This is a genomic window from Pseudomonas sp. (genome assembly GCF_050739655.1).
Classification (GTDB): Bacteria; Pseudomonadota; Gammaproteobacteria; order Pseudomonadales; family Pseudomonadaceae; genus Aquipseudomonas.
The window spans coordinates 1-22,975 of record NZ_JBOIBY010000346.1 but is presented as its reverse complement, the minus strand read 5'-3'; the positions used below and the strand labels follow the sequence as shown (position 1 = coordinate 22,975).

The 22,975-nt window shown below is 57.9% G+C and carries 19 protein-coding genes and 3 pseudogenes; 13 read left to right on the top strand and 9 right to left on the bottom strand.

What is annotated here, in order from left to right:
* Nucleotides 1–276 precede the first annotated feature (276 nt).
* On the bottom strand, nucleotides 277–1,230 hold the full coding sequence (locus ACRESJ_RS16760; RefSeq protein ID WP_431758895.1) for a LysR substrate-binding domain-containing protein: 954 nt from the start codon (nucleotides 1,228–1,230) through the stop codon (nucleotides 277–279).
* 84 nt (nucleotides 1,231–1,314) lie between these two features.
* Between ACRESJ_RS16760 and ACRESJ_RS16755 the strand changes: the two genes are divergently transcribed.
* From ACRESJ_RS16755 to ACRESJ_RS16735, 5 genes and pseudogenes are all read left to right on the top strand, one after another.
* A complete protein-coding gene (locus ACRESJ_RS16755) occupies nucleotides 1,315–1,899 on the top strand; it encodes an NAD(P)H-dependent oxidoreductase (protein ID WP_431758894.1) in 585 nt (194 codons plus the stop codon).
* A gap of 23 nt (nucleotides 1,900–1,922) precedes the next feature.
* Entirely contained in the window at nucleotides 1,923–2,891 is a 969-nt protein-coding gene (locus ACRESJ_RS16750) for a quinone oxidoreductase family protein (RefSeq protein ID WP_431758893.1), read from the top strand.
* A gap of 129 nt (nucleotides 2,892–3,020) precedes the next feature.
* On the top strand, nucleotides 3,021–3,332 hold the full coding sequence (locus ACRESJ_RS16745; RefSeq protein WP_431758892.1) for a DUF1330 domain-containing protein: 312 nt from the start codon (nucleotides 3,021–3,023) through the stop codon (nucleotides 3,330–3,332).
* 15 nt (nucleotides 3,333–3,347) lie between these two features.
* The gene (locus tag ACRESJ_RS16740; RefSeq protein ID WP_431758891.1) at nucleotides 3,348–3,608 is read left to right on the top strand and encodes an aldo/keto reductase; all 261 of its coding nucleotides are present in this window, start codon (nucleotides 3,348–3,350) and stop codon (nucleotides 3,606–3,608) included.
* A gap of 826 nt (nucleotides 3,609–4,434) precedes the next feature.
* Nucleotides 4,435–4,533 (top strand): annotated as a pseudogene (locus tag ACRESJ_RS16735) (ParA family protein); the annotation flags it as partial.
* 383 nt (nucleotides 4,534–4,916) lie between these two features.
* Here ACRESJ_RS16735 and ACRESJ_RS16730 read toward each other — a convergent pair.
* Both ACRESJ_RS16730 and ACRESJ_RS16725 read right to left on the bottom strand, forming a co-directional pair.
* On the bottom strand, nucleotides 4,917–8,054 hold the full coding sequence (locus ACRESJ_RS16730) for an efflux RND transporter permease subunit (RefSeq protein WP_431758890.1): 3,138 nt from the start codon (nucleotides 8,052–8,054) through the stop codon (nucleotides 4,917–4,919).
* Complete coding sequence (locus ACRESJ_RS16725; protein WP_431758889.1) at nucleotides 8,051–9,160, bottom strand: efflux RND transporter periplasmic adaptor subunit; 1,110 nt, start codon at nucleotides 9,158–9,160, stop codon at nucleotides 8,051–8,053. The genes ACRESJ_RS16730 and ACRESJ_RS16725 overlap by 4 nt, the downstream gene beginning before the upstream one ends.
* Before the next feature lie 216 nt (nucleotides 9,161–9,376).
* On the opposite strand from ACRESJ_RS16725, the gene ACRESJ_RS16720 reads away from it, so the two are divergent.
* A complete protein-coding gene (locus tag ACRESJ_RS16720; protein ID WP_431758888.1) occupies nucleotides 9,377–10,837 on the top strand; it encodes an efflux transporter outer membrane subunit in 1,461 nt (486 codons plus the stop codon).
* A 456-nt stretch (nucleotides 10,838–11,293) separates the two neighbouring features.
* Here the strand turns inward: ACRESJ_RS16720 and ACRESJ_RS16715 are convergent, their stop codons facing one another.
* Both ACRESJ_RS16715 and ACRESJ_RS16710 read right to left on the bottom strand, forming a co-directional pair.
* Nucleotides 11,294–11,914, bottom strand: a complete 621-nt coding sequence (locus ACRESJ_RS16715; protein WP_431758887.1) for a TetR/AcrR family transcriptional regulator — start codon at nucleotides 11,912–11,914, stop codon at nucleotides 11,294–11,296.
* Between the two features lie 336 nt (nucleotides 11,915–12,250).
* Nucleotides 12,251–12,451 (bottom strand): annotated as a pseudogene (locus tag ACRESJ_RS16710) (transposase); the annotation flags it as partial.
* Nucleotides 12,452–12,676: 225 nt separating this feature from the next.
* On the opposite strand from ACRESJ_RS16710, the gene ACRESJ_RS16705 reads away from it, so the two are divergent.
* The gene (locus ACRESJ_RS16705) at nucleotides 12,677–12,865 is read left to right on the top strand and encodes a ribbon-helix-helix protein, CopG family (RefSeq protein WP_431758886.1); all 189 of its coding nucleotides are present in this window, start codon (nucleotides 12,677–12,679) and stop codon (nucleotides 12,863–12,865) included.
* Nucleotides 12,866–12,884: 19 nt separating this feature from the next.
* On the opposite strand, the gene ACRESJ_RS16700 is transcribed toward ACRESJ_RS16705, so the two are convergent.
* A complete protein-coding gene (locus tag ACRESJ_RS16700; RefSeq protein WP_431758885.1) occupies nucleotides 12,885–14,546 on the bottom strand; it encodes a SulP family inorganic anion transporter in 1,662 nt (553 codons plus the stop codon).
* Nucleotides 14,547–14,721: 175 nt separating this feature from the next.
* On the opposite strand from ACRESJ_RS16700, the gene ACRESJ_RS16695 reads away from it, so the two are divergent.
* Nucleotides 14,722–14,952 (top strand): hypothetical protein, encoded by a 231-nt coding sequence (locus ACRESJ_RS16695; RefSeq protein WP_033039294.1) that lies wholly within the window; start codon nucleotides 14,722–14,724, stop codon nucleotides 14,950–14,952.
* 61 nt (nucleotides 14,953–15,013) lie between these two features.
* Here the strand turns inward: ACRESJ_RS16695 and ACRESJ_RS16690 are convergent.
* The 3 genes and pseudogenes from ACRESJ_RS16690 to ACRESJ_RS16680 form a co-directional block, all read right to left on the bottom strand.
* Nucleotides 15,014–15,310: pseudogene (locus ACRESJ_RS16690) on the bottom strand (IS5/IS1182 family transposase); the annotation flags it as partial.
* Between the two features lie 371 nt (nucleotides 15,311–15,681).
* Complete coding sequence (locus ACRESJ_RS16685; RefSeq protein ID WP_431758884.1) at nucleotides 15,682–17,016, bottom strand: ATP-binding protein; 1,335 nt, start codon at nucleotides 17,014–17,016, stop codon at nucleotides 15,682–15,684.
* Nucleotides 17,013–17,672: a response regulator transcription factor gene (locus ACRESJ_RS16680; protein WP_431758883.1), complete on the bottom strand. Its 660-nt coding sequence runs from the start codon at nucleotides 17,670–17,672 to the stop codon at nucleotides 17,013–17,015. The genes ACRESJ_RS16685 and ACRESJ_RS16680 overlap by 4 nt, the downstream gene beginning before the upstream one ends.
* A gap of 132 nt (nucleotides 17,673–17,804) precedes the next feature.
* On the opposite strand from ACRESJ_RS16680, the gene ACRESJ_RS16675 reads away from it, so the two are divergent.
* The 5 genes from ACRESJ_RS16675 (at nucleotide 17,805) to ACRESJ_RS16655 (ending at nucleotide 22,624) form a co-directional block, all read left to right on the top strand.
* On the top strand, nucleotides 17,805–18,128 hold the full coding sequence (locus tag ACRESJ_RS16675; protein WP_431758882.1) for a PepSY domain-containing protein: 324 nt from the start codon (nucleotides 17,805–17,807) through the stop codon (nucleotides 18,126–18,128).
* A gap of 93 nt (nucleotides 18,129–18,221) precedes the next feature.
* Nucleotides 18,222–18,692, top strand: a complete 471-nt coding sequence (locus ACRESJ_RS16670) for a DUF2271 domain-containing protein (RefSeq protein WP_431758881.1) — start codon at nucleotides 18,222–18,224, stop codon at nucleotides 18,690–18,692.
* A gap of 25 nt (nucleotides 18,693–18,717) precedes the next feature.
* Nucleotides 18,718–20,898: a PepSY domain-containing protein gene (locus ACRESJ_RS16665; protein ID WP_431758880.1), complete on the top strand. Its 2,181-nt coding sequence runs from the start codon at nucleotides 18,718–18,720 to the stop codon at nucleotides 20,896–20,898.
* Nucleotides 20,888–21,853 carry an FAD:protein FMN transferase gene (locus ACRESJ_RS16660; RefSeq protein ID WP_431758911.1) on the top strand — a complete coding sequence of 322 codons (966 nt, stop codon included), beginning with the start codon at nucleotides 20,888–20,890 and terminating at the stop codon, nucleotides 21,851–21,853. The genes ACRESJ_RS16665 and ACRESJ_RS16660 overlap by 11 nt, the downstream gene beginning before the upstream one ends.
* Nucleotides 21,854–21,922: 69 nt before the next feature.
* On the top strand, nucleotides 21,923–22,624 hold the full coding sequence (locus ACRESJ_RS16655; RefSeq protein ID WP_431758879.1) for a VIT1/CCC1 transporter family protein: 702 nt from the start codon (nucleotides 21,923–21,925) through the stop codon (nucleotides 22,622–22,624).
* Nucleotides 22,625–22,975: the final 351 nt, after the last annotated feature.

Below are 22,975 nucleotides of genomic sequence, written 5' to 3'. Positions count from 1 at the left end.
TGTGACGGTTTCAGTAAGACTCTCTAACTTCAGACGTTCAAGATGAGCGTCCGGTTTTGGCAGATTTCTGCCTGTCGCCAACGTCGGCTTTGAGTCGATTGCAACCTGCACTTATCGCTGGCCTGCTTCCGAGCCATTTCAGCCTGGTGCAAGTCGCGTCCGGCTATGGCTTGCCTGCCGTATTGGGCTGAATCACTGCCCTGCTTCTTGCACGCCGCCTGTGCATTGGCTGATCTCCACCGCTAGTGATAACCGCTTGATTAGCGAGGCAGAGGATCACGCTTGATAGTTCTTCAATGCTGCGAGCGGTACATGCAACTCCTCAAGCTTTGCGAACTCCTCCAGCAGGTATTCCACCGTGACACGCACGCGCGGTGCGATCAGCGCGCGGTGGGGGTATTGCAGTGTCATCTCGAAACTACCGGGGTGGTGCGCGCCTAACAGCAGTACCTTGAGCTGGCCGGTTAACAGGTGCTTCCAAACATTATGCACGCCAATGTTGGCGATTCCGGCACCCGCCACGGCGGCGTGCACGATTGCTTCCGGTGATGAGAGCTTCATGGTGGCCGAGCTGGTGTCGCATGTAATGATGCCGCCATCACTGGTTCTGAACTCCCACGGTACGATGCGTCCTCCCAGAAAACGCCGGGTGAGCAGGTTGTGTCGGGCGAGATCCTCCGGCTTGCGCGGGATACCGTAGCGGGCTAGGTAGGCTGGCGCGGCGACCAGCACCAGATTGAAATGGCAGATCGGGCGTGAAACCAGCGAGGAGTCAGCAATCCGTCCTCCCCGGAGCGCCATGTCGTAGCCATCGTGAATGAGGTCGATGACACGGTCGTCGAAATCTACCTCCACAGACAGGCCCGGGTATTTCTCCAGCAATCCGGGGAGCACCGGGGTCAGTTGCTCGCGCCCGAAACCGACGCTGGTCGAGATCCGCACACTGCCTATGGGTGTTCCACTATGGGCAATCGCCGCTTGCGTGGCTGAATCGAGCGCTTCAAGTCCTCTCCGTGCCTGATGCAGGAAGGCTTCGCCTTCTTCGGTCAAGTTCATGGTCCGTGTCGTGCGATTCATTAACCGCACGCCAAGTGCCTTTTCCAGTCCCGCAATGTTCTTGCCAACAGCCGCCGACGAGATACCGAGCACCCTGGCCGCAGCGGCGAAACTGCCGGCATCAGCAGCCTGTACGAAGGAAAGAATGGCGCGCACGCGCTGTGAGGAATCCATGGTGGGGGATTGATACCTGTGCTGACGTTATTCGATTAGAAACCTTGGGTTGCATAATCATAAACCTCATGACGCATTCACGTATTGAATGCTTCTGACGAGAATGGTGCCATCGCAAACTTCCATGGGAACAACACCTCCGTCATGAAAACACTTGTTATCACCTCTCATCCTTATCCCGACCAATCACGCGTCATCAAGGCCCTGCAGGAAACGGCGGGAGAACTGTCGGATGTGGCCGTACGCAATCTGGAATCGCTTTATGGCCAGAACCTGAGCGGTTTCGATCTTGCCGCCGAACAGAAGGCCCATGAGGCAGCTGAGCGCATCATCTACATGTTTCCGATCCATTGGTTCAATCTGACTCCGATGCTCAAGGCCTACCTGAACGAGGTTTGGACCTATGGCTGGGCCTTCGGACCGCAAGGGCAAGCCTTGCAAGGAAAGACGATGCTGGTTGTGGTGTCGACAGGCGCTACTCAACACACACTCTCACACCAAGGGCTGGTGCAAAGCACGATTGAAGAAGTGCTGACGCCAATGAAGGCGAGTGCGCTCTATGTGGGGATGAGCTATCTGCCGCCGCTGGCCTTCCATGAAGCGCTTGGTGCATCGCAGCAGAAGATCGAAGGCTTCCAGCAACGATTCGCCGAAACACTGGCGGCCTGAACGAACCACCACAGGAGATCGTCATGCAACGTGTCATCGTCCAAGCGCTCGGCGGCCCTGAACAGCTGGTTCTCGAATCGGGTGCCAACGTTCAGCAGCCTCAAGCACATGAAGTCCTTGTGGACGTGGAAGCCGCTGGCGTCAATTTCCTCGACATTAACCTGCGCAAGGGGGCGGGTGTCCACGCTGTGCCAGCTCCCTTCACTCCAGGCCTTGAGGGGGTCGGACGGGTTCGTGTAGCCGGTGCGGACGTACCGCTGACTGTCGGTCAACGCGTGGCCTGGATTAACGTGCCCGGTTCCTATGCCAGCCAGCTCACCATGTCGGCAGAGTTGGTTGTGTCGGTCCCGGATTCGCTCGGTATTCCACAGGCACTGCTGTTTCAAGCCATGACTGCACAGTATCTTGCCACCGAATATCGCACCATCCAGCCGGGTGACCGTGTCTTGGTGCAAGCGGCGGCAGGAGGTGTCGGACAGCTGCTGGTGCAATGGCTCAAGCATCTGGGGGCTTGGGTAGTGGGCACCACCTCCAGCGAGGAGAAAGCCAAAGTGGCACGAGCTGCCGGGGCGGATGCGGTCATCAACTATGGCCGTGACTATCTCTTCCTTGACGAGCTGTTGCGCCTGACCGACGGCCGAGGCGTCGATCTGGCGTTCGACTCGGTGGGTGCGACCACCTTCGCTAATACCGTGAAGGGGCTCGCACGAGGCGGCATGGCTGTTTGCTGTGGTGTTTCCTCTGGCCCGGCACCGGCGATCAGCCCGGCCGAGCTGACCACCCCTTGCACTCGTATCGCTGCGGGTTCGGTCTTCAGTTATATCGTTGAGCCAGAAGAGTTCCAGCGACGTGCTACCAGCATCATCGAAGGCATTGAAGCCGGCTGGCTACGCATGCCCGATGCCGCGGCCTATCCAATGGTTCGTGCTGCTGATGCCCACCGTGACATCGAAAGCCGCCTGACTCACGGCAAGCTCTATCTCGTTCCTTGAGCAGAACAGCTGCCACTGCCGGCCTTGTTTTTGGGCGAATCAGCATCCAGACATCCCGTCGGTCACACGCAAGCCCCATAACACGACGCCATCCGGCGTCGACGAAAGCTACTGATAGAGGAAATGACTATGCCAACAGAACAGCCTGGCTATCTGGTCGGCAACTTCATGGTCACAGATCCGCTGCTCATGGCCGAATATGGAAAGAAGGCAACGCCACTGGTCCAGAAATATGGGGGTGTCATGGCGCTCATGAACCAGAGCCTCAGCCCCGTCGAAGGCGAGGCGCAGCCTGTTCTTGTGATTATCCGCTTCCCCAGTCTCAAGGACGCGGAGGATTTCTACCAGGGACCGGAATATGCCCCGCTAAAAGATCTACGGATCAAGGCAACGACGGGCGGGTTCCTTGCACTTGTATCGGGACTCCCGATCAACCTGTAATAGACGGAGCGAACAATGAGCATTATCCATAAGACATTTCCCATCAACGCGGATACACAGATACCGGCGGTCGGCTTCGGTACCTATTTGATCAGCCAGGATGACGTCGCGGCCGCTGTCCGCGCCGCGATCGGCGTGGGGTACCGCCATATCGATACCGCCGCAGTTTATGAGAATGAAGAAGGTGTGGGAGAAGGTATCCGCGCAGGCCTCAAAGATAACGGCCTCTCACGAGACAAAAAGCAGCCCGCCCCGTGCGGGCTTTTTTCGTCCTGATTCCGCGCTCTCCGACTAACTGCCCCGAAAGCTTGACTCTGCCACTGAGCGGGTCTTTCGTTTCTGCAACATCCTTTTCACAAATCGTCCACAGGATGGAGCGCAGATTGCTCGTACTCCTTTGAAGAATCCCTGTTAGGCCCGCCCGCATGCGGGCCATTTTTTTGGTCGCTGCTACCCATTCGCCAAGAACTGGAGGAACAGCCAACGGCCCGCGTATCGAGACCGGTATCAACCTGCACGCACACAGTGAGGTCTGCGGGTGTTACCACATCGCCGAAAACGTGGGGAAAAGCGAGTAACACGGAAACAAATTGTCAGGCTTTGGCCGATTGGAAAACACGTGAATTCAGCAAGTAACTGATTTTAAAGGCTTTTAATTAGTTGGCACGGAGTCTGCTATCTCTATTGCATAACAAGAACAATAAAAAAGCGGCAACCTTAATAAAAACAAGACGTAACGACTCTGACATAACAAAAACAAACACGGCAGAGACGCAGCGAGCAGATTTTTTTGGAGAAGATGTGCTTTTCAGGGTGCTTTTCGGAGTAACCCACAACCGGGCAGAGAACAATAAAACTACCCTGAGGTAGCTCCCGAACTGGTTGGATCGCTTAGCGAAAAAGCAGATCAGCGCTCAAAAAAATACGTTTGCTCTTGATCCCGGATGGGGATCGACAAAAACAGCGGTAAAGGGAAACGGTTTCCAAAAAACAAAAACAGACCGACCCTCAATAATAAAAAAACACGCGCAAAGACACATTAAAGGGGAGCCTCGGCTCCCCTTTGTGCTGTCTGGGAATTGTGTTTTCCACTGACCACTACAAGTTCAAGATCAATAAACTGCGTAAGCTGCTGGTAGAGCTGTCCGAGGATTATGAGCGAATCTATATCGATACCCCTCCCTCGCTGGACTTCTACTCTTTCTAAGCGACCTGCGCCATTACCTCGCCGATTTCTACAGCCCGATTGGGCGTCCTTCGATTGATCCCTAACTGATAGTGGCGCAGCCGATGAGTTTTCGCTGGCTGCTGCGGTGCAGAACCTGCGACGGCTGGCCAAACTTACCTCTCAAGGGCCACCACTCACGGGATAGGTGCGCCTGTACTACGCCAAAAACCTCAAATTAACCCACTAACAGAGCAGCAAAGGTCAACGAAGAGCCGAGAAACCACGCAACGTGGTGAGTAGATTCTCCGATGGAGGTCGTACTTGAGGTCAGGCCAACTGAAAATCCGACTTTTTCAACAGAATCGGCCAAAAGGAGACCTTCGAAGGAGCCTGGAAATTTAGGGGCAATTCAGTTGTCAGGTGAACGGCGAGAGGACGGGCGTCCTCTCCTCTGGGTTCGCGTGCTGCATGAGTTTCGCTGTTTCAGTTTGCCCTTTATTGTCAGGACGGATCTTGAACCAGATGGAGTACATCGCTGGCAGGAACACCAGCGTCATGATGGTACCGACGAAGGTGCCTCCGATAAGGGTGTAGGCCAGCGTCCCCCAGAAGACGGAGTGTGTCAGGGGAATGAACGCCAGGATTGCGGCGAGCGCTGTCAGCAGTACCGGGCGGGCGCGTTGTACCGTGGCTTCGACTACTGCGTGAAACGGGTCCAGTCCTTCTTGTGCGTTGTGATGGATTTGCCCAATCAGAATCAGCGTATTGCGCATCAAAATGCCCGAAAGAGCGATTAGACCGACCAGAGCGTTGATACCAAACGGCTGCTGGAAAATAAGCAGTGTCGGCACCACACCAATCAACCCCAGTGGCGAGGTGAGGAACACCATGATCATCGCCGAGATAGAACGAACCTGCAGAATGATGACCAGCAGCGTCATGGCAATCATGATCGGGAACAGCGGCAGCATCGCTTTGCCGGCCTTGCCCGACTCCTCGATTGCACCCGCCTGCTCAATCCGGTACCCGCCAGGCAGCTTGTCGATGACGGGCTGCAACTCCTTCATGATCACGCTCGAGACGTCCGGTGGCTGCAGACCTTCGGCAATGTCACCGCGCACGGTGATGGTCGGTGTGCGGTCACGACGCCGGAGGATCGGATCTTCCATACGCACATCGACCGCTCCCACTTGGGACAACGGAATCCGCTGACCCGCCGTACCTACCAACGTAAAGCCTTCGATCCTGGCGGGATCGAGCCGAATATCACCCGCTGCGCGACCCACCACCTGCACCGAACGAATGTCCTCACGAACCGCGGTGATCGGTACCCCGGCCAGCAGGAATTGCAATTGCTGCGCGACTGAATTTGACGTCAATCCCACCGCCTGCAGGCGATCCTGATCCAGAGCAAAATGCAGCGTCGGCGTCAGCGGTCCCCAATCGGTGTTGACGGTTCTCATCATCGGACTCGACTGCAGCACGTCCTGTACCTGGCCCGCAATCTTGCGCAACGTTGACGGATCAGGCCCCATTACCCGGTAGGCAACAGGGAATGGCGAATACGGACCAAACACAAGCTGAGTCACCCTGACACGCGCTTCGGGGGCAAGTCCCTCAGCAGCCGCCTCGCGGATACGGAATTTGAGGGCCTCACGCGCCTCCTGACTCTCCGTCAGCACCACAATCTTGGCGAACGATGGATCAGGGAGTTCCGGCGCCATCGCCAGGTAGAAACGTGGCGCGCCTTGCCCGATATAGGCCGTGACAATTTTTGCCTCATCCTGCATTTGCAGCCAGGCCTCAATCTTGGAGGTGGTGGCGCTGGTCTGCTCAATGGAGGTTCCATAGGGCATTTGCACTTCGACCAACACCTCTGGACGGTCCGAGGTAGGGAAGAACTGCTTCTTGACCAGGCTCATGCCGAGAATCGCCACGACAAACGCAGCGATGACAGTACCGGCCACCAGCCATTTGCGGGCGATGATGCGTGTCAAAACCTGGCGGAAGCGGTTGTAATTGCGGGTGTTGTAGATGGCCGCGTGCCCCCCCTCGACCTTCTTGATGTTCGGCAACATCTTCACCCCCAGGTACGGGGTGAAAGCGACCGCAACCACCCAGGAGGCAATCAGGGCAATGCCCACGATCCAGAACATGTTGCTGGTGTACTCGCCGGCGGTCGATTGCGCGAAGCCGTTGGGCATAAAGCCGATAGCGGTCACCAGCGTACCGGAAAGCATCGGCGCAGCGGTATGACTCCAGGCATACGCGGATGCTTTGATGCGGTCGTAGCCCTCCTCCATTTTCACCACCATCATTTCGATAGCAATGATGGCGTCATCTACCAGCAGTCCAAGCGCCAGAATCAACGAGCCTAAAGTAATACGGTCAAAGTTCTTTCCGGTGGCCGCCATCACCACAAACACCACAGCCAATGTCAACGGCACAGCCGCCGCAACCACAACACCTACACGCCAGCCCATGCTGAGAAAGCAGACAAGCATTACCACCAGCAGTGCGACGAAGAATTTGACCATGAACTCGTCGACGGACGAACTGATATTCACCGATTGATCGGTGACCTTGGTGAGCGTCATGCCCAGCGGCATGCCGTCATTTATCTTGATCGTCTCCGCGTCCAACGCTTTGCCGAGTTCAAGGCCGTTCCAGCCCTCACGCATGACAATCCCCAGCAACAAGGCCTGCTCACCGTTATTACGCACGAGAAAGGTTGCTGGATCTTCATAACCACGTTCGATCGTCGCCACGTCCGAGAGCTTCAGCGTCCGCCCCTGAATCGCAAGTGGCGTGTCACGAATCTTCTCCAACTTTTCGAAGGCGCCGTCCAGCCGGAGGAAGACCTGCGGCCCGTCGGTTTCGATCGAACCGGCGGGCGTGAGCACGTTCTGATTGTTCAGCGCGGCAAAGATGTCTTGTGGAGAGACGCCCAAGGTGGCCAGCCGATCATGGGAGAAGGAAACAAAAATGCGCTCGGGCTGCTCCCCAATAATGTTGACCTTCTTCACGCCCGGCACGTGCAACAGTTGTTGGCGCAACGACTCTGCATCACGCACCAACAATCGCTGCGGCTCGCGTTTGGCTTTCAGGGCGAAAAGCGCAAATGTCACGTCCGAAAATTCGTCGTTGACCATCGGACCGATGACACCCTCCGGCAGCTTGCGGGCCTCGTCGTCGAGCTTTTTGCGCGCCTGATAGAACTCTTCCTGCACTTGCGAGGGCGGCGTACTATCGAGCAGTGACACCATGGTGAAAGCGAGGCCAGGACGAGTGTAGGTTTCCGTGCGGTCGTACCATTTCAGTTCTTGCAGGCGTTTTTCAAGTGGCTCTGCTACCTGATCCTGCATCTCCTGCGCCGTAGCGCCCGGCCATGCGGTAATGACCGTCAACTGCTTGACCGTAAATGGAGGGTCTTCCGCACGCCCCAGTTGGAAGAACGACAGGATGCCCGCAACCGCTATCAGGAAGATCAGAAACACGGTGATAGAACGCTCGCGAACTGCGATCGCCGAAAGATTGAAGCGCCCCTCGCTCATGGCCGACTCCCGGCAACCTTGACGTCACCCTGTTGAGCCAGTCTCACCTCTTCACCCTCGCGCAGCAGATGTGCGCCTAACGCTACAATCTGCTCGCCGACCTTGAGATCGCCTGCAATTCGCGCCGCGTCGTCGCTTAAGCCCAGGACCCGAACAGATCGCCAGGTCACTTTCGCCGGTGTACCGGCGATGACCCACACGCCAGTGCCTTGGCCTGGGTCATAAACGGCAGCGATCGGCACTTGCAGCTCCTGCCCTTTCGCGGCGCCTTCGGCGATCCGCAACGTGACGGTCGAACCTAGCGGTGCATTGGCCAGCGCGCCCTCAAGCACATACCGCGCCTCGAAGGTGCGTGTCACATGATCGGCCGAGTCAGAAAGGAGCCTCAGCTTCGCTGTAACAGCACCCGTGGTGTCGCCATAAAGCGTCGCCTGCGCAGTAGATCCTGCAGCGGGGCGTAGCGTCTCGGGCAGGTGCACGATGGCTTCGCGCTGCCCCGCCCGCGCCAGTCGAACCACGGGCTGCCCCGGGCTGACGACTTGCCCGGGCTCGGCGAGCGTCTCCACCACTACGCCGTCGGCGTCCGCTAGCAGCACCGCATAGCCAGAAGCATTGCGGGCCACGTCAGCCTGCGCTTCAGCGGCGCTGAGTTGCGCCTTTGCGGTATCGGCCGCTGCTTTGATCTGGTCGTAGGCCGATGCCGAAATAGCGCCTGCGGCGACCAGTTCGCGATATCGAGCCTCGTCATCGGCTGTCTGTTTGGCTCGGGCTCGAGCGGCTGTGACTGACTCTTGCTGTGCTCGCGCCTGCAACCCCAGGTCGATGGGGTCGAGGCGCATGAGCGGCTGACCACGCTTAACGGTCTGGCCGGTATCAACCAGACGCTCAAGTATCTTGCCTGATACCCGAAAGCCCAGGTCGCTCTGGACGCGGGCAGCAACAACGCCAGTGAAAGAGCGAGAGACGTCGGACGAAGCCTGAACCGCAGAGTCCCTCACCAGCGGGGCAAGCGTACGCGAATCCTCAACGGTGGATGAATCGCCACACGCCGTCAGGACGAGAGGCAGCATGCAAGCGGCAATGGGGACAGGACGAAGCCGGCGCATAGGTTCCCTTACTTAAAAATAGGACAAGCGTCATATTCTCAGTCTGGTGACCCAATGTGTCAATGGTCACTAATCGTGATGTATATAGCTCCTCAAACTCAGAACAGAAACCACGAAAATCGATAATAAAATCTGGCTTGGCTGAAATAGTGTCAATTGACAGGAAGTGACCAATACGTAATATGGTCACAAACATCCTCGATTGAAGGAATCTCAATGCCTCCCCTCCGTCCAATTGCTCTTTTGGTGAGCGCCGGCTTAATGGCAGGTTGCGCGGTCGGTCCGGACTACCATCGTCCAGACGCTCCGCTCTCGGATCGTTACTTGGGTCAGCCTTCTGTCGAACAGCGGCCAAGAGCGACGCCGACCAACCCTGTTGCTTGGTGGGAAAGCTTCGGTGATCCGGTGCTAGCCGACTTCGTCACCAAGGCACTTGCGCAGAATCTGGATCTGGCGCAGTCGTCGGCGCGACTCACGCAAGCGCGGGCTGGACTAGGTGCTGCAAATGCCGCTTTGCTGCCCTCGGGGAACATCAGCGGCCTGGCCGCGCGCTCCTACCAGTCAATCGAGACGCCGCTCGGCCAGGTGTTTAACTCAACGCCTGGCTATGATCGGTACGCAAGTTCCTACGAGGTCAACCTCGGTGCCAGCTGGGAGGCAGATGTCTTTGGCGGCCTGAGACGCGGACGCGAGGCCGCAGTGGCCGAGTACCAAGCTTCCGAGGCGAGCGTCGCTGCCACAAGATTGGCCATCGCCGCGCAGACCGCTGATATCTACATCACTATCCGCGGATTGCAGACCCGGCTGGACATTGCGAATCGGCAAGTCAAAACGCAGCAGGCGCTACTGGAGAAAGTGCAATTGCTCTACAGCAAGGGGCTCGCCGCCAACTATCAGGTTCGTCAGACCGAGGGGGAGCTATCGCAGGTCCAAGCGACAGTGCCGGTCCTGCAGACCGGTCTGGATGCAGCCATGAATACGCTGGATGTGCTGCTCGGCACGCCACCCGGCACTCACCGCACGCAACTGACAGGTGCGGGGAGCATTCCTGTAGCGCCGCAGTTAAAGGCGATGGGAACGCCGGCCGATTTGCTACGCCGCAGGCCAGATCTCATTGTGGCTGAGCGCCGCCTTGCGGCCTCAAACGCACGCATTGGGGAGGCGATTGCTGAGTACTATCCGAAATTCTCTCTTAGCGCATTGGTGGGCAGTGCCACGGCTGTATCCACAGGCAACCTTTTTACCGGCGGCGCCAGCCAGTCGGCGGGCGTACTGGGACTGCGCTGGAGACTCTTCGACTTCGGTCGCATCAACGCCCAAATCGACCAAGCCAAGGGACAGGAAGCCGAATCCCTGGCCGCTTACCGTCAGTCTGTGCTGCGCGCCACCGAGGATGTCGAGAACTTTCTTTCCTCACTGGTAAATCGAGAAGCTCAAGCAAACACCCTCACCGGGGGGGAGGCGTCTCTGACACAGGCTCGCCAATCATCGTTCATTGCCTATGAGAAAGGCACGGCCAGCCTGATCGATGTCCTGCACGCTGACGAGACGATGCTCCAGGCCTCCGATGCCCGAGCGCAAGCGCGAACGGAATCGGCACGGGCGGCGGTTGCGGTATTCAAGTCACTCGGTGGTGGCTGGCAACCTCCTGAAGCCCGGTCTGTTGCGACACGATAATTTTGAGGGGGCGACAAAGAGGCTTTTTACCTCAGGGGCAAGGCCCGAGATGTGTCCTTAAAGGTCGGGAGGCAACGCGTGCTCCCGACCGGACATCTATCGTGTAACAGCACTCAACTAAAAACGGTAACTCACAGAAGTACCGAGCCCGCTCGCACTGTTCTTATATTTGGCACTGTATGCACCTCTGGTCGGCGAGGTGTCGTTGATGCGAGCACGACAGCAAGGCCAACTGGGGTCTTGAGCACTATTTTTTTCATTGTTTGAACTCTATGGGTATCACTGAGATGAAGCACTAGAAGCGATGGACCACCATATTTATTCAAGTGACCAATTCAGTCAATGGTCACAATACGGATAAATAAAATGCCCTCCGACGGATTGAAGAAGGGCAAAGTGAAAAGCCGTTTGGGGATCTGTCTCGACCCCGGCATGCGGTAAACCTTTAGCCCAAGGTCAAGGCATGAGGCTACGCAAGATGAGGTTGGAGGTGAGCATGGGCGCCTCCTCGACGAAATCGAGGTTGTACTGCAGGAGTAATGGGTTGACGAAAGGTCGCAGCGCGAGATGTATCGCTTCTACTGTCTCGTCCAGTGGAGTCTTGCGTTCAAATTCGCCAATCTCTCGCCCCTCCCGCACGATTTGCGACACGAAACGTTTGATCTGCGCGTCATAAGCCTGCGTACTAGGCCAGCTTTCCGACGCCGCGAACGCTGCAATATCATAGAGTTTTCGGTCGTTAAAGAACAGATTCACACCTGTGGCGATCACCGTTTTGACCAAGCGCCGAAAGCGCTCCGTCGGCGATAGGTCTTCTACATTGATAGCCTGCTCCACCGCCACGACGATTTCTGCCAGGCAATTTGCGCAGATGGCTTCACCGATCGCCTGCTTGGAATCAAAAAATTTGTAGATATAGGCCTTGGAAAACCCGATGGCCTTAGCCAGGTCGGAAACCGTGGTTTTACCATAGCCGTATTGACTGAAGTGTTCGTTGGCCGCCGCGACAATCTGATCGCGAATGTCATGATCGATTGGGCCACGGGGGCTGGGGGAAGATATTGATGGCTGATTCATAGGAGTAGCTTACTCACCCTATCGAGGACTTACAAATTGTGACCGACAGTATATATAGTCACAAATCGAACATTCGGAAACCATAGCTGATCGGATGGGAAACGGGCGGACGTTTGAATAATCGAACTATCGCCAAGTAGTCCCATACCTTTCGCTTCGTGCTGATGGCGAAGCTCAGCCCAGTCGATTAGAGCTGTCATAGCCGGGCCGAGTGCATGACCCAGCGTTTCAGCGCGTACTCTCACTCGCGGAGGTACCTATTGGTATACGGTGCGCTGAACGATGTCGTCTTGCTGGAACCCCTTCAACCGCTGAATGAGCATCCGGTCGTAACAAACTGTAAAGCGACTGATCCCGATTGTTGACCGCTTTGAACTTGCTGCCGTCGATGGCAACGAGCGCTTCGGAAAACAACCCCAATTGTTGGCACAGCACCACAAATTGACGGCACACATCGCGGATGGCATTGCCGTTGTCTTTGCGGAAATTGGCGATGGTTTTGAAGTCTGGCATCAAGCGACCAGTCAGCCACATCGTTAACGTAGTCGTCGAGGCTCTCGGGAAGTAAGCTCTCTTGCTCGCGGACGGGAGTTATCCATCTTGAGTCAACACAGATCCGCTTCCTCATCCACTGTAGGCGCCAATTGTTTTCTAGTGTGTTAAGTCGAGGTACCGAACAACCCACCGCCGCAACAGTGACAGCACCGGACAAGGCAATTACAATTTGATTAACATCCAGCGACTTGAGCGATTGAATACCCCATGGAAAGCAAGACTGCGCGCCTCACTGTGCTCATTGATCCCGTCAAGAAAAAAGCTTTCGAGGAACTCTGTGCAGCACAAGACCTGACGTCTTCGCAGGTGGTCCGCCAACTGATTCGTGACTACCTGGACACTCACGGCGCCAGCTATTCGACCAAGAGCAAGCATGCCACCAGCCCCAAGTTATAACTAAGACGGGCAGTAGTCTCTAGGGGGTCGACGTACCCGCTACGTGACTGACAGCTTTAGCCAACGCAGTGTTGAAGTCGGCGTGGTAATGCTCCGGACCAATTTCTTGCAGGATACCCACCCTATCGAGCTTGTTGAGCACCTTCGTGTTCGCTTCGCAGAGTTTCACAACGATATGCCGCTTGTGCAGCTGCTGAATAACCTCCTCCAACACTTGCAAACCCGTGATATCCATAAACGGTACGCGCTTCAGACGGATAATCAGCAGGGTTGGGTCAGTGTGAGTCTGTGCTATCACACGCTCGAAGGTCTCGGCCGCAGCAAAAAACAATGGCCCTTCAATCGTATAAATCAAAAGCCCTGGCGGTAGGCGAGTATGGCCATTGGTCCTCAGCTCTTCTTCAAGCTCGTGCTCCACGACCTGTTGCACTTCCACCGATGAGGCCATGCGGCGCATGAAGTGCAGCATCGCAAGAATGACGCCGATATTCACGGCGATCACCAAGTCACTGAACACAGTGAGGCTGAAAGTGATGAGCAGGATGGATACGTCTGCGCGTGGGGCTCGTTGGACCATGCGTTTGAAGTGCTTCAACTCGCTCATGTTGTATGCGACCACGAAAAGAATGGCAGCCAGGGCGCACAGTGGGATGTTTGAGGCTAGAGGTGCCAGGAACAGAACAATAAGCACCAAGGTGACCGCATGCGTAATGCCGGCCAGCGGGCTCGTACCGCCGTTACGGATATTGGTTGCAGTACGGGCAATGGCCCCGGTAGCTGCGAAACCGCCAAACAAGGGTGTGACCAAGTTGGCGACCCCCTGACCGATCAGCTCCTGATTGGAATCGTGCTTGGTGCCCGCCATGCCATCGGCCACCATCGCGGACAGCAGCGATTCGATTGCTCCAAGCATGGCGATAGTGAACGCCGGACCAATCAAATCGATGACGCGGGACGGCGTAATTACAGGCAGGCTCAACGCTGGCAAGCCTTGAGGTATACCACCGAATGCACTGCCAATCGTGGCTACCCCCTTGAAATGAAAGGTTGATTGTATTGCTGTAGCGACCGCCATTGCGACTAGCGGGCCAGGCACCCGTTTGAGACCGGGAATTCTGGACGCGGTGATGACCAGGAAAAGGCTAAGTACCGCCAGCAGGGTGGTGGCCATGTGAAGATCCGGCAGGGCCTGTAGCAGATGCCAGAGCTTTTCATGGAAATGCTCTCCACTGATCGTCGGTAAACCGAAAAAGTCTTTCCACTGCCCGACCCAGATGATCACACCGATGCCCGCGGTGAATCCGACAATCACCGGGTCGGGGATAAATTTGATGATCGCACCGAGCCGTGCCATCCCCAGCAATAACAAGATGGCCCCCGCCATCATCGTGGCGATTTGCAGACCGTCAACGCCATGCTTGGCCGTGACCCCCGCCAGAATCACGATGAACGCACCTGTCGGTCCGGCAATCTGCAAGCGGCTTCCCCCAAAGAGTGAAACCAGCAGACCACCGATGATTGCGGTGTAAATGCCTTGCTCAGGTTTGACGCCAGATGCAATGGAAAACGCCATTGCCAGAGGGAGCGCCACGATCCCGACGATCACGCCAGACACCATATTGCGAAGCCAGTGTCCTCGCCCCAACAACCCCGCCTTCCATGCCTCACCTATCGCAATCATGGCTAGCCCCTCAGTCGATGCATGTGCATAATATTAACATACAGTGATAATTTAAATGCCCCAGATCCACTGCTTCGAGCGGCTGGAGATATTTATAGGGAAAGCTCAGATGGAACTGGGCGGGCATGCACTGCAAATAAAGAATTTTGAGAGCGCGCGTAGCGTGGTGACAGACATGAATCGTAAAACTGTGCAAACCAAACATGCCGAAGGCGTGACCTTCGACACCCATGTGATCGCAAACCCGACCAACCCCAAGGAGTGGATAGTGTTCTTCAAGAAGGACGCTGGCAGGAGTTATTTCTTGGTTGATGACAACGAGGAGGTCGAGTCTTTTGGGCATCTGGATGACTTGATCGCCGAGCTTCGAGACCTGGGCCTCAAGACCGCTGAAATCCACTTTTAACCCTTGGATCACGCCTTGGAAACATGATCATGTCAGTGAAGATCGAGTATTTGCCCAGTCAGAGCGAAGCTTTCTGGTCTGGACTTTCGTGAAGTTGCGCCTCGATTTCCTTGAGTTTTTGCATCTGTTTTTTCAGCGTTTCTATCTTTTCTTTCAGCCGCTCTGCTTTGGCCTCGGCCACTTCGGGCGCTGCCCGATCCGCCGAATCCATCGCCGCCAGATATCGATCAATGCTCTGCTCGATCTGCTGCATGCGAGCCTTCACCTTGCCCTGAGTGAAGTTGCGGTCGCGATTATTGACGGCTTTGAATTTGCTGCCGTCGATGGCGATGATCGACTGGGAGAAGAGATTGAGGTTATCGCTGGTTGATAGGCAGGACGCCCCGTTGCAGCAGGAGCAACACCTTCAATGAATCGCTTCATGATCGCCCCCGCCACGATCTAGACGATCTGAAGGTTAGACAATCGCAGGCGTTTTCACACAGCCTGGGTCGGGAGTGGACGTCCGTGAGTGGCTGCTCAGCCAAAAGCAGTCACTGCATTGAACCTATTCGATCACATTTACAACTAGGCAAATTGTCATCAAATGCATGAGACAGCGTATTTTTCGATCGCCCTCAATGCTTTAGAACTAAACCGTCAGCATTCTGTGCGTTGAACACCATTCTGCCCAAGTAATGGCTGCAAGACTCACATCGATAAAAGAACGTTGGCGAGCCCCTCAGTCTTTTATGATGGGGCAAGCGGTAACCAGACGCAGACTTCGAACCCATCTTGTCGACCTGTTGCAGGGGAGAACAATTTCATTCTGGCGTTTACCCCCTGCACTATGGTTTTGGCAATCGCCAAGCCCAGTCCTGAACCACTGATCTCACTGTGACCGCGCACAAAACGCTCAGTCAGGTGCTGTAATATCGGCTGTGGCACCGCCGGGCCGCTATTGACAACCCGTAGCTGTGCCTGTTCGGAGAGACTGACTTCGACCGGTTGATCCGCTGCACCATACTTCAGCGCATTCTCAATCAGGTTGCGCAACAGGATGCCAAAGGCGTCCGGGTCAATGGTCGAGTACACGCCGGCCTGGCTTGGCAGCTGCAACTCAATGCGCTGCCCGCTACGTTGGTTCCACTCGTCCACTCCGTGGGCAAGCAACGGAATCAGGTCTTGTGCCGTTTCGGACAACAACCCGCCGCCCTCGGCTTTGGCCAGCTGCATGAGTTTTTCTGAAAGCCGTGAAAGTTCGCGCAACGCGTTCTCGATCTTCTGCGCACGCACTCGCAACGGACCTTCGGGCGCTTCGTGGTGTAACCGCTGGATCTGCGCCAGGGTCGAGGCCAATGGTGTGCGCAGTTCATGGGCGCTGTTGGCGGTAAAGCTGCGCTCGGCCTCAAGGGCGTTGCGTAAGCGCTCCAGCAGGTGATTGACCGCCTCAGCCAACGGGTCGATTTCTGCCGGCAGGCGCACCACCTTGATCGGCGACAGATCACCCACACCGCGCGCTTCAATAGCACGACGGTAAGCCAACACGCTGCGCAGGCTGAAACGCACAAATAACCAGGTACCCAACAGGCTGACAGGAATCAACACCAATATTGGCAACAACAAGGCAAACAAGGCCTCCCGCGCTGCTTCACGACGATGACCAAGCGGTTCGGCTATCTCGATGAACAGCGTCTGGCGCAATGCACTAGCGCCATACAATCGGTACTTTTCAGAGTTGGAAAAACCTTCAGTCGGTTGTCGATTGAAAATCTCCGGGTTGGCGTCGTGAGATTGCATCAGAATTTTGCCCGTGGCATCGCGCACCAGGTAGGTCAGGTATTCGTTGTGCATTTTCAGGGTCGCGACGTGTTGCGCAGTCCGTGGTTCTTCCCGGTTGCTGATTTCCAGCACGGCCAAGGGCAGGATGCGTTGTGCAGTCTCTTCCAACGCGCTGTCGAATGCCTCGTTCAACTCATGTTGCACCACCAGCCAGGCGCCGACGGTTGCCGCCAGCCAGAGTAAAGTCATACCAAGAGTCAACCCTAGACCGAGACGTATTTGCAGGCTCGAAGACGGCTTCATTCGGACATCAACCGGTAGCCCATGCCGCGCACGGTTTCAATCAGATCGCGCCCGAGTTTTTTACGCAGACGGCTGATGTAGACCTCAATGGTATTGCTCTCGATTTCGGCGCCGAAGGCATACAGCCGTTCTTCAAGCTGCGACTTGGACAGCAGCGCGCTGGGGCGTTGCACAAACGCCTCGAACAGCGCCCACTCCCGCGCCGTGAGGTCCACCGTCGCACCGCCCCGCAGCACCGTGCGGGCACTCATATCGACCTGTAAATCACCGAGTTTGATCTTTGGATTGGGGTTGCCGCTATAACGCCGGGCCACCGCCGCCACACGGGCCGAGAGCTCAAACAGGTCGAACGGTTTGACCAGGTAGTCGTCGGCGCCGGCGTTGAGGCCGGCAATTCGATCGGAAATCTGATCCTGGGCGGTCAGGATAATCACCGGGGTCACGTCCCCTGCCGAGCGTTGCTGGCGCAAAAAGTCCAGCCCGCGACCATCCGGGAGCATCAGGTCCAGCAGGATCAGGTCGTAAGGCGTGGTGCGGACGCTGTTGCGCGCGAGGTCCAGGCGCTGCACCCAATCGACGGCGTGGCCGTCATCGGCAATCTGCTCACGCACCGCCTCCCCCAAGCCTGGAGCGTCCTCGACCAATAAGACTCGCATCTGGCACCTCCTGTGATGGTTGTCGTGCAGCACCTTAATCGCCTTACCTGACGTGAATCTGAAGATTCAGCTGGTTGTCAGGAATGCACCTTAGGGTATGCCACAGACGCCGACCTCGGCAGGAGACAGATCATGAAATCAGGTTTTATTGCCAATGCCACGCTGTTGAGCCTGCTGCTCAGCGGTTATGCCCTGGCCGGTGACGACTGCAGCGACCCGGTGAGCGACTGGCAATCGCGCGAAACCTTGCGTCAGCAGGTAGAGCGGCAATACGGCTGGAGCGTGCAGCGCATCAAGGTCGACGACGGTTGTTACGAGCTCAAGGGCCTGGACGGCAAAGGCAATGCCATCGAAGCCAGCTACTCACCCGCATCGCTGCGCCTGCACACACTCGAGATCCATTTCGGCGACGACGGCGATGCCAGGGATTACCTCGGCAGCCCGCTCGCCGAATGACGTCTCACCTGTCGATGAGTTTTTCCTGCGCTTCAGGTTGCTGTCAGCAAGCATGTGCAGGCTCTCAACCTAACGATCAAAGGGGACACCTTCATGAAAAAGATCATCGCAGCAACCTGCCTCGTCGGCGCCATTGCCCTGCCGGGGCTGGCCCAGGCCCGTGAAGTGACCTTGACCACGCAGCTCAAGGACTACAGCGGCAATGATGCCTACATGGCGATCTACGTCACCGACGCCAATGGCCAATACCAGAAAACCCTTTGGGTGGCCGGCAAGAAGGCCAAATATTACAAACACTTGGGCGACTGGGCCCGTGGCAGCGGGATGAACCCGAGCGAGTTTGACGGGGTCAGCGGCGCAAGTGTCGGCAGTGGGCGCACGCTCAAAGTCAGCGTCGAACTGGCAGACACCCTGATTGATGCCGGGTATCAGATCCGCATCGACAGCGCCGTCGAGGACAAACGTGACGCCCGCGGCGATGTCAGCGTACCCCTGACGTCCAAGGGCTCAGGCAAGCCGGCGACCGGCAGTGCCTACGTCGACTCCTTTACTTACGATCTGTAGCACCCGCCCTCTCTGGAGGCTGAACATGCTTCGTCAGTTCCATTCCCTTCCTGGCCTGATCGCCGCCCTGTTGGTCATGGTGCTGGCCTTCAGCGGCGCGATCCTGTCTGTCGACCCGCTGCTGGAACGCCTGCACAGCACGTCCACTTCTGCCGGACAACTCAACGTCGGCCAACTGGCCGGGCGCGTTGCCAGCCACTTTGCGGGCGTGGAGCAGATCCAGCGCTCAGCCTCCGGCACGGTGATCGTCTACTACAACCAGAACGGCCAGGCCGGGGCGGAAAAGGTTGACCCACTGACCGGCCAAGGCCTCGCCCCTTACGAGCCATCCGCGTTCACCCGCTGGGTGAAAGACCTGCACCGCTCGCTGTTCCTTGGCACGCCGGGCCATGGGGTGTCGGGTGTCGGCGCGCTGTTCATGGTGATGCTGTCGGTGTCCGGTGCGCTATTGCTGGCCCGGCGCCTGGGTGGCTGGCGCAATCTGCTGCGGCCGCTGCGGGGCACTTTCAGCCAGCGCTGGCATGCTGAAATCGGGCGAACGGCCTTGCTCGGGCTGCTGCTGTCGGCATTGAGCGGGCTCTACATGTCCGCCACCACGTTTGGTTTTATCGCCGACGGCAGTCAAAGTGAACCCGCCTTCCCCGCCCACGTCAGCACCGGCCCGGCCTTGCCGGTGGCGAAGCTGCAAGCCTTGCAGGCCACCGACCTGAACGACCTGCGCGAGCTGGTCTACCCGAGCCCCGGCAACCCGCGCGATGTGTTTTCCCTGCGCACGGCCCAGGGCGACAGCTACGTGGATCAGGCCAGCGGCGCCTTGCTGTCCTATCAAGCCCACGACTCGATGCACAACCTCTATGAATTGATCTATCAGTTGCACACCGGCGAAGGCTTCTGGTGGCTGGGCCTGCCGCTGGGGCTCTGCGCCCTCTGCGTGCCGTTGATGAGCGTGACCGGCATTCTGTTGTGGTGGCGCCGCCGCAAGGCTGGCCCGAACATCCGCCACAACAGCCCTGCCCACTGCGCCGACAGCGTGATTCTGGTGGGCAGTGAAAACAACAGCACCTGGGGTTTTGCCAAAACCTTGCACGACGCCTTGCACCAGAGTGGCCTTCAGGTGCACAGCGCGGCGATGAATGAATGGGTGGGCGATTACCGCAATGCCCAACGGGTGTTCATCCTCACCGCGACCCACGGTGACGGCGATGCGCCGGCCTCGGCTTCGCAGTTCCTGGCGCGCCTGGCCAAAACCGGCCTCAAGCCCGGCCTGCCCTTTGCGGTGCTGGGCCTGGGCGACCGCCAGTTTGCACAGTTCTGTCAGTACGCCCATCAAGTGCAGGACGCCATGTTGCGGGCCGGTGGTTCACCACTGCTGGGGCTGGAAACCGTCAACCGCCAGTCCCCTCAGGAGTTTGCGCGCTGGGGCCACGCATTGGGCGACGTGTTGGGGCAGGAGCTGGCGCTGGTTCACACCCCGCAGCAGCCGCGTACCCATCAATTGGAGCTGACAGAGCGGATTGCCTATGGTGAACAGGTAAATGCGCCGACCCACATACTGGGCTTCAAAGCCTGCGGCGAGCTGCCGGACTTTCTGGCCGGCGACCTGGTCGGGATTCTGCCCCCGGGCAGCCCGATCCCGCGTTTCTACTCACTGGCCAGCGGTTCCCAGGACGGCGTGCTGGAGATCTGTGTGCGTAAACACAACGGTGGCATGTGCTCGGAATTCCTTCATGACCTGGACATCGGCGCGCAGATCAAAGCCTTCATCCAGCCCAACCCGCAATTTCGTCCGGCATCGGGCACGCACCCGGTGATCCTGATCGGCGCCGGTACCGGCATCGGTCCTCTGGCCGGTTTTATCCGCAACAACAAGGCCCGACACCCGATGCACTTGTATTGGGGCGGGCGCAACCCGGCCTCGGACTTTCTCTATGAACCGGAGCTCAACCAATACTTGTCGGACCGCCGCCTCACGGCATTGCGCGCCGCCTTTTCTCAGGTTCAGGACCGCAGCTACGTGCAAGACCGGCTGATCAGCGATGCCCTGGCTTTGCGCCGGCTGATTGAAAAAGGTGCTCAAGTGCTGGTGTGTGGCAGTCGCGAAATGGCCAAAGGCGTGATGCAGGCTCTTGATGAAGTATTGGCGCCTCTCAACCTGAGTGTGCTGACCCTCAAGGCACAAGGACGCTACCGTGAAGATGTCTACTGAGTTGCAGCGCTATAGCCTGAACGGCGAAACCATGGGCACCCGCTACACCGCCCTGTTTTATGCCGGGGCCGGGATCGATACCGATGAATTTGGGCAGCGCCTGGCCCGCGCCGTGGCCCGGGTGGACCAGCAAATGTCCACCTGGAAACCCGACTCGGACCTCAACCGCCTCAATGCCGCCCCCGAGCAGGAATGGGTGTCGGTACCCAAGGAACTGGCCACGGTGCTGTCTGCTGCATTGCGCGTCAGTCAGCAATCCGGCGGCGCCTTCGACATCGCTGTAGGTGATCTGGTGAACGCCTGGGGCTTCGGCCCAGGGGAGCAGACGGTCACAGAGCAGGCGATCGGCACGATTGCGCCGCGCGCCCGGCTGTTAGCCAGCGCCGCATTAGTGGTTGAGCCGCATCGCAATCAGGTGCGTAAGCGCGTGCCGCTGAACCTTGATTTGAGTGGCATCGCCAAAGGTTTTGGCGTGGATGAACTGGCCCGTTGCCTGGAGGGTTTGGGCATCACTCGCTACCTGGTCGGTATCGATGGCGAGATGTGCGCCCGAGGCGTCAAACCTGACGGCCAGTGCTGGGCCGTGGCCCTGGAAAAGCCCAACCGGGGCGTGCGTGAAGTCATGGGCGTGATGGAACTCAGCGATGCCGCAATCGCGACCTCTGGGGACTATCGACACTGGGTCGACGTGGCCGGTCAGTCCTATGCTCACACCATGAACCCGGCCACCGGCGCGCCGCTGTGCAACTCGCTCGCCGCCGTCACCGTGGTGGCGGCCTCGTGCATGCTTGCCGATGCCTGGGCCACGGCGCTGATGGTCCTGGGCGAAACCGAGGGCCCACGTCTGGCTCAGGAACGCGGGATGGACGCGTTGTTCGTACTGCGCGAGGGTGAACAATTCAAAGAAATATCCATTGTCGGCGGACAGTTGCAGGCGCAAATTGAAACCCGCTGACGCCGATTGCCGACCCGCTCGGACCCCGTCCGACGTGAACCGCCTGATGACAGGGAGTCCCGTTAAACAATGAAATTCATGCACAGGCACACCGAGGCACACAGAAGTGATCGTATCGGCTGGCTGCGCGCCGCCGTCCTTGGGGCCAACGACGGGATTGTCTCAACCGCCAGCCTGCTGATCGGCGTCGCGGCTGCCAACGCCAGCCATGCCACGTTGCTGGTCACCGCAATGGCGGGGTTGATAGCCGGGGCCATGTCCATGGCCGCTGGCGAGTACATTTCCGTACACTCCCAGGCCGATACCGAGCGGGCCGATCTGTCCCGCGAACGGGCAGAATTGGCCAGCGACCCGAAAGCCGAACACATCGAACTCGCCAACATCTACATGCATCGCGGGGTATCACCCGAACTGGCACATCAAGTGGCCGATCAATTGATGGCCCATGACGCATTGGGCTCCCACGCCCGGGACGAACTGGGCATCAGCTCCACTCTCACCGCCAAACCCTTGCAGGCCGCCATGGCCTCCGCCGCCAGCTTCGTGGTGGGTGCCGCGTTGCCTCTGGCGGTGACGTTTGTCGCGCCGCAGTACAGCGTGGTGACCTGGATATCGGGCATGTCATTGGTGTTTCTCGGGACATTGGGCGCCATTGCCGCCAAGGCAGGCGGGGCCAAAGTCATGACCGGCGCCTGGCGAGTGACATTCTGGGGGGCGCTGGCCATGGGCATTACGGCACTGGTGGGGCACTTGTTTGGCACAGTGGTCTAGCGGCCGCGCCCTCCAAAAACAGAGGGCGCCCGCCAGCCAAAGGGGCGCCCTATATAGGTTGACGACCTAAACCACTCCGACGAAATCGCTCGCAGTCAAGGCGACGTGCCCGACCAGATCAATTTGCCAATCGGCGCCAGTACCGTTGTTTACGAACAAGTGACCTCAACCCAGCGGCGCAAGGACCTGGGAGACGGCACGGTCACCGACGTCGACGCAGCGGTTCGAGGATCACAGCGCCCTGCCTTCCTTCCAGGACGGCAATGCGGACAGTCCGACGACGCAGATCCACATCCATAGCAGCAAGGAACGGCCCAAGCACGCCTACGTCGCCGTGCCCTACCGCGACTA

Excerpts from the sequence above, each read along its gene's own strand:
- ACRESJ_RS16685 (WP_431758884.1), bottom strand. The coding sequence starts at position 17,016 with ATGAAGCCGTCTTCGAGCCTGCAAATACGTCTCGGTCTAGGGTTGACT.
- ACRESJ_RS16680 (WP_431758883.1), bottom strand. The coding sequence starts at position 17,672 with ATGCGAGTCTTATTGGTCGAGGACGCTCCAGGCTTGGGGGAGGCGGTG.
- ACRESJ_RS16740 (WP_431758891.1), top strand. The coding sequence starts at position 3,348 with ATGAGCATTATCCATAAGACATTTCCCATCAACGCGGATACACAGATA.
- ACRESJ_RS16705 (WP_431758886.1), top strand. The coding sequence starts at position 12,677 with ATGGAAAGCAAGACTGCGCGCCTCACTGTGCTCATTGATCCCGTCAAG.
- ACRESJ_RS16670 (WP_431758881.1), top strand. The coding sequence starts at position 18,222 with ATGAAAAAGATCATCGCAGCAACCTGCCTCGTCGGCGCCATTGCCCTG.
- ACRESJ_RS16750 (WP_431758893.1), top strand. The coding sequence starts at position 1,923 with ATGCAACGTGTCATCGTCCAAGCGCTCGGCGGCCCTGAACAGCTGGTT.
- ACRESJ_RS16675 (WP_431758882.1), top strand. The coding sequence starts at position 17,805 with ATGAAATCAGGTTTTATTGCCAATGCCACGCTGTTGAGCCTGCTGCTC.
- ACRESJ_RS16745 (WP_431758892.1), top strand. The coding sequence starts at position 3,021 with ATGCCAACAGAACAGCCTGGCTATCTGGTCGGCAACTTCATGGTCACA.
- ACRESJ_RS16730 (WP_431758890.1), bottom strand. The coding sequence starts at position 8,054 with ATGAGCGAGGGGCGCTTCAATCTTTCGGCGATCGCAGTTCGCGAGCGT.
- ACRESJ_RS16665 (WP_431758880.1), top strand. The coding sequence starts at position 18,718 with ATGCTTCGTCAGTTCCATTCCCTTCCTGGCCTGATCGCCGCCCTGTTG.
- ACRESJ_RS16720 (WP_431758888.1), top strand. The coding sequence starts at position 9,377 with ATGCCTCCCCTCCGTCCAATTGCTCTTTTGGTGAGCGCCGGCTTAATG.
- ACRESJ_RS16660 (WP_431758911.1), top strand. The coding sequence starts at position 20,888 with ATGTCTACTGAGTTGCAGCGCTATAGCCTGAACGGCGAAACCATGGGC.
- ACRESJ_RS16760 (WP_431758895.1), bottom strand. The coding sequence starts at position 1,230 with ATGGATTCCTCACAGCGCGTGCGCGCCATTCTTTCCTTCGTACAGGCT.
- ACRESJ_RS16725 (WP_431758889.1), bottom strand. The coding sequence starts at position 9,160 with ATGCGCCGGCTTCGTCCTGTCCCCATTGCCGCTTGCATGCTGCCTCTC.
- ACRESJ_RS16655 (WP_431758879.1), top strand. The coding sequence starts at position 21,923 with ATGAAATTCATGCACAGGCACACCGAGGCACACAGAAGTGATCGTATC.
- ACRESJ_RS16695 (WP_033039294.1), top strand. The coding sequence starts at position 14,722 with ATGAATCGTAAAACTGTGCAAACCAAACATGCCGAAGGCGTGACCTTC.
- ACRESJ_RS16700 (WP_431758885.1), bottom strand. The coding sequence starts at position 14,546 with ATGATTGCGATAGGTGAGGCATGGAAGGCGGGGTTGTTGGGGCGAGGA.
- ACRESJ_RS16715 (WP_431758887.1), bottom strand. The coding sequence starts at position 11,914 with ATGAATCAGCCATCAATATCTTCCCCCAGCCCCCGTGGCCCAATCGAT.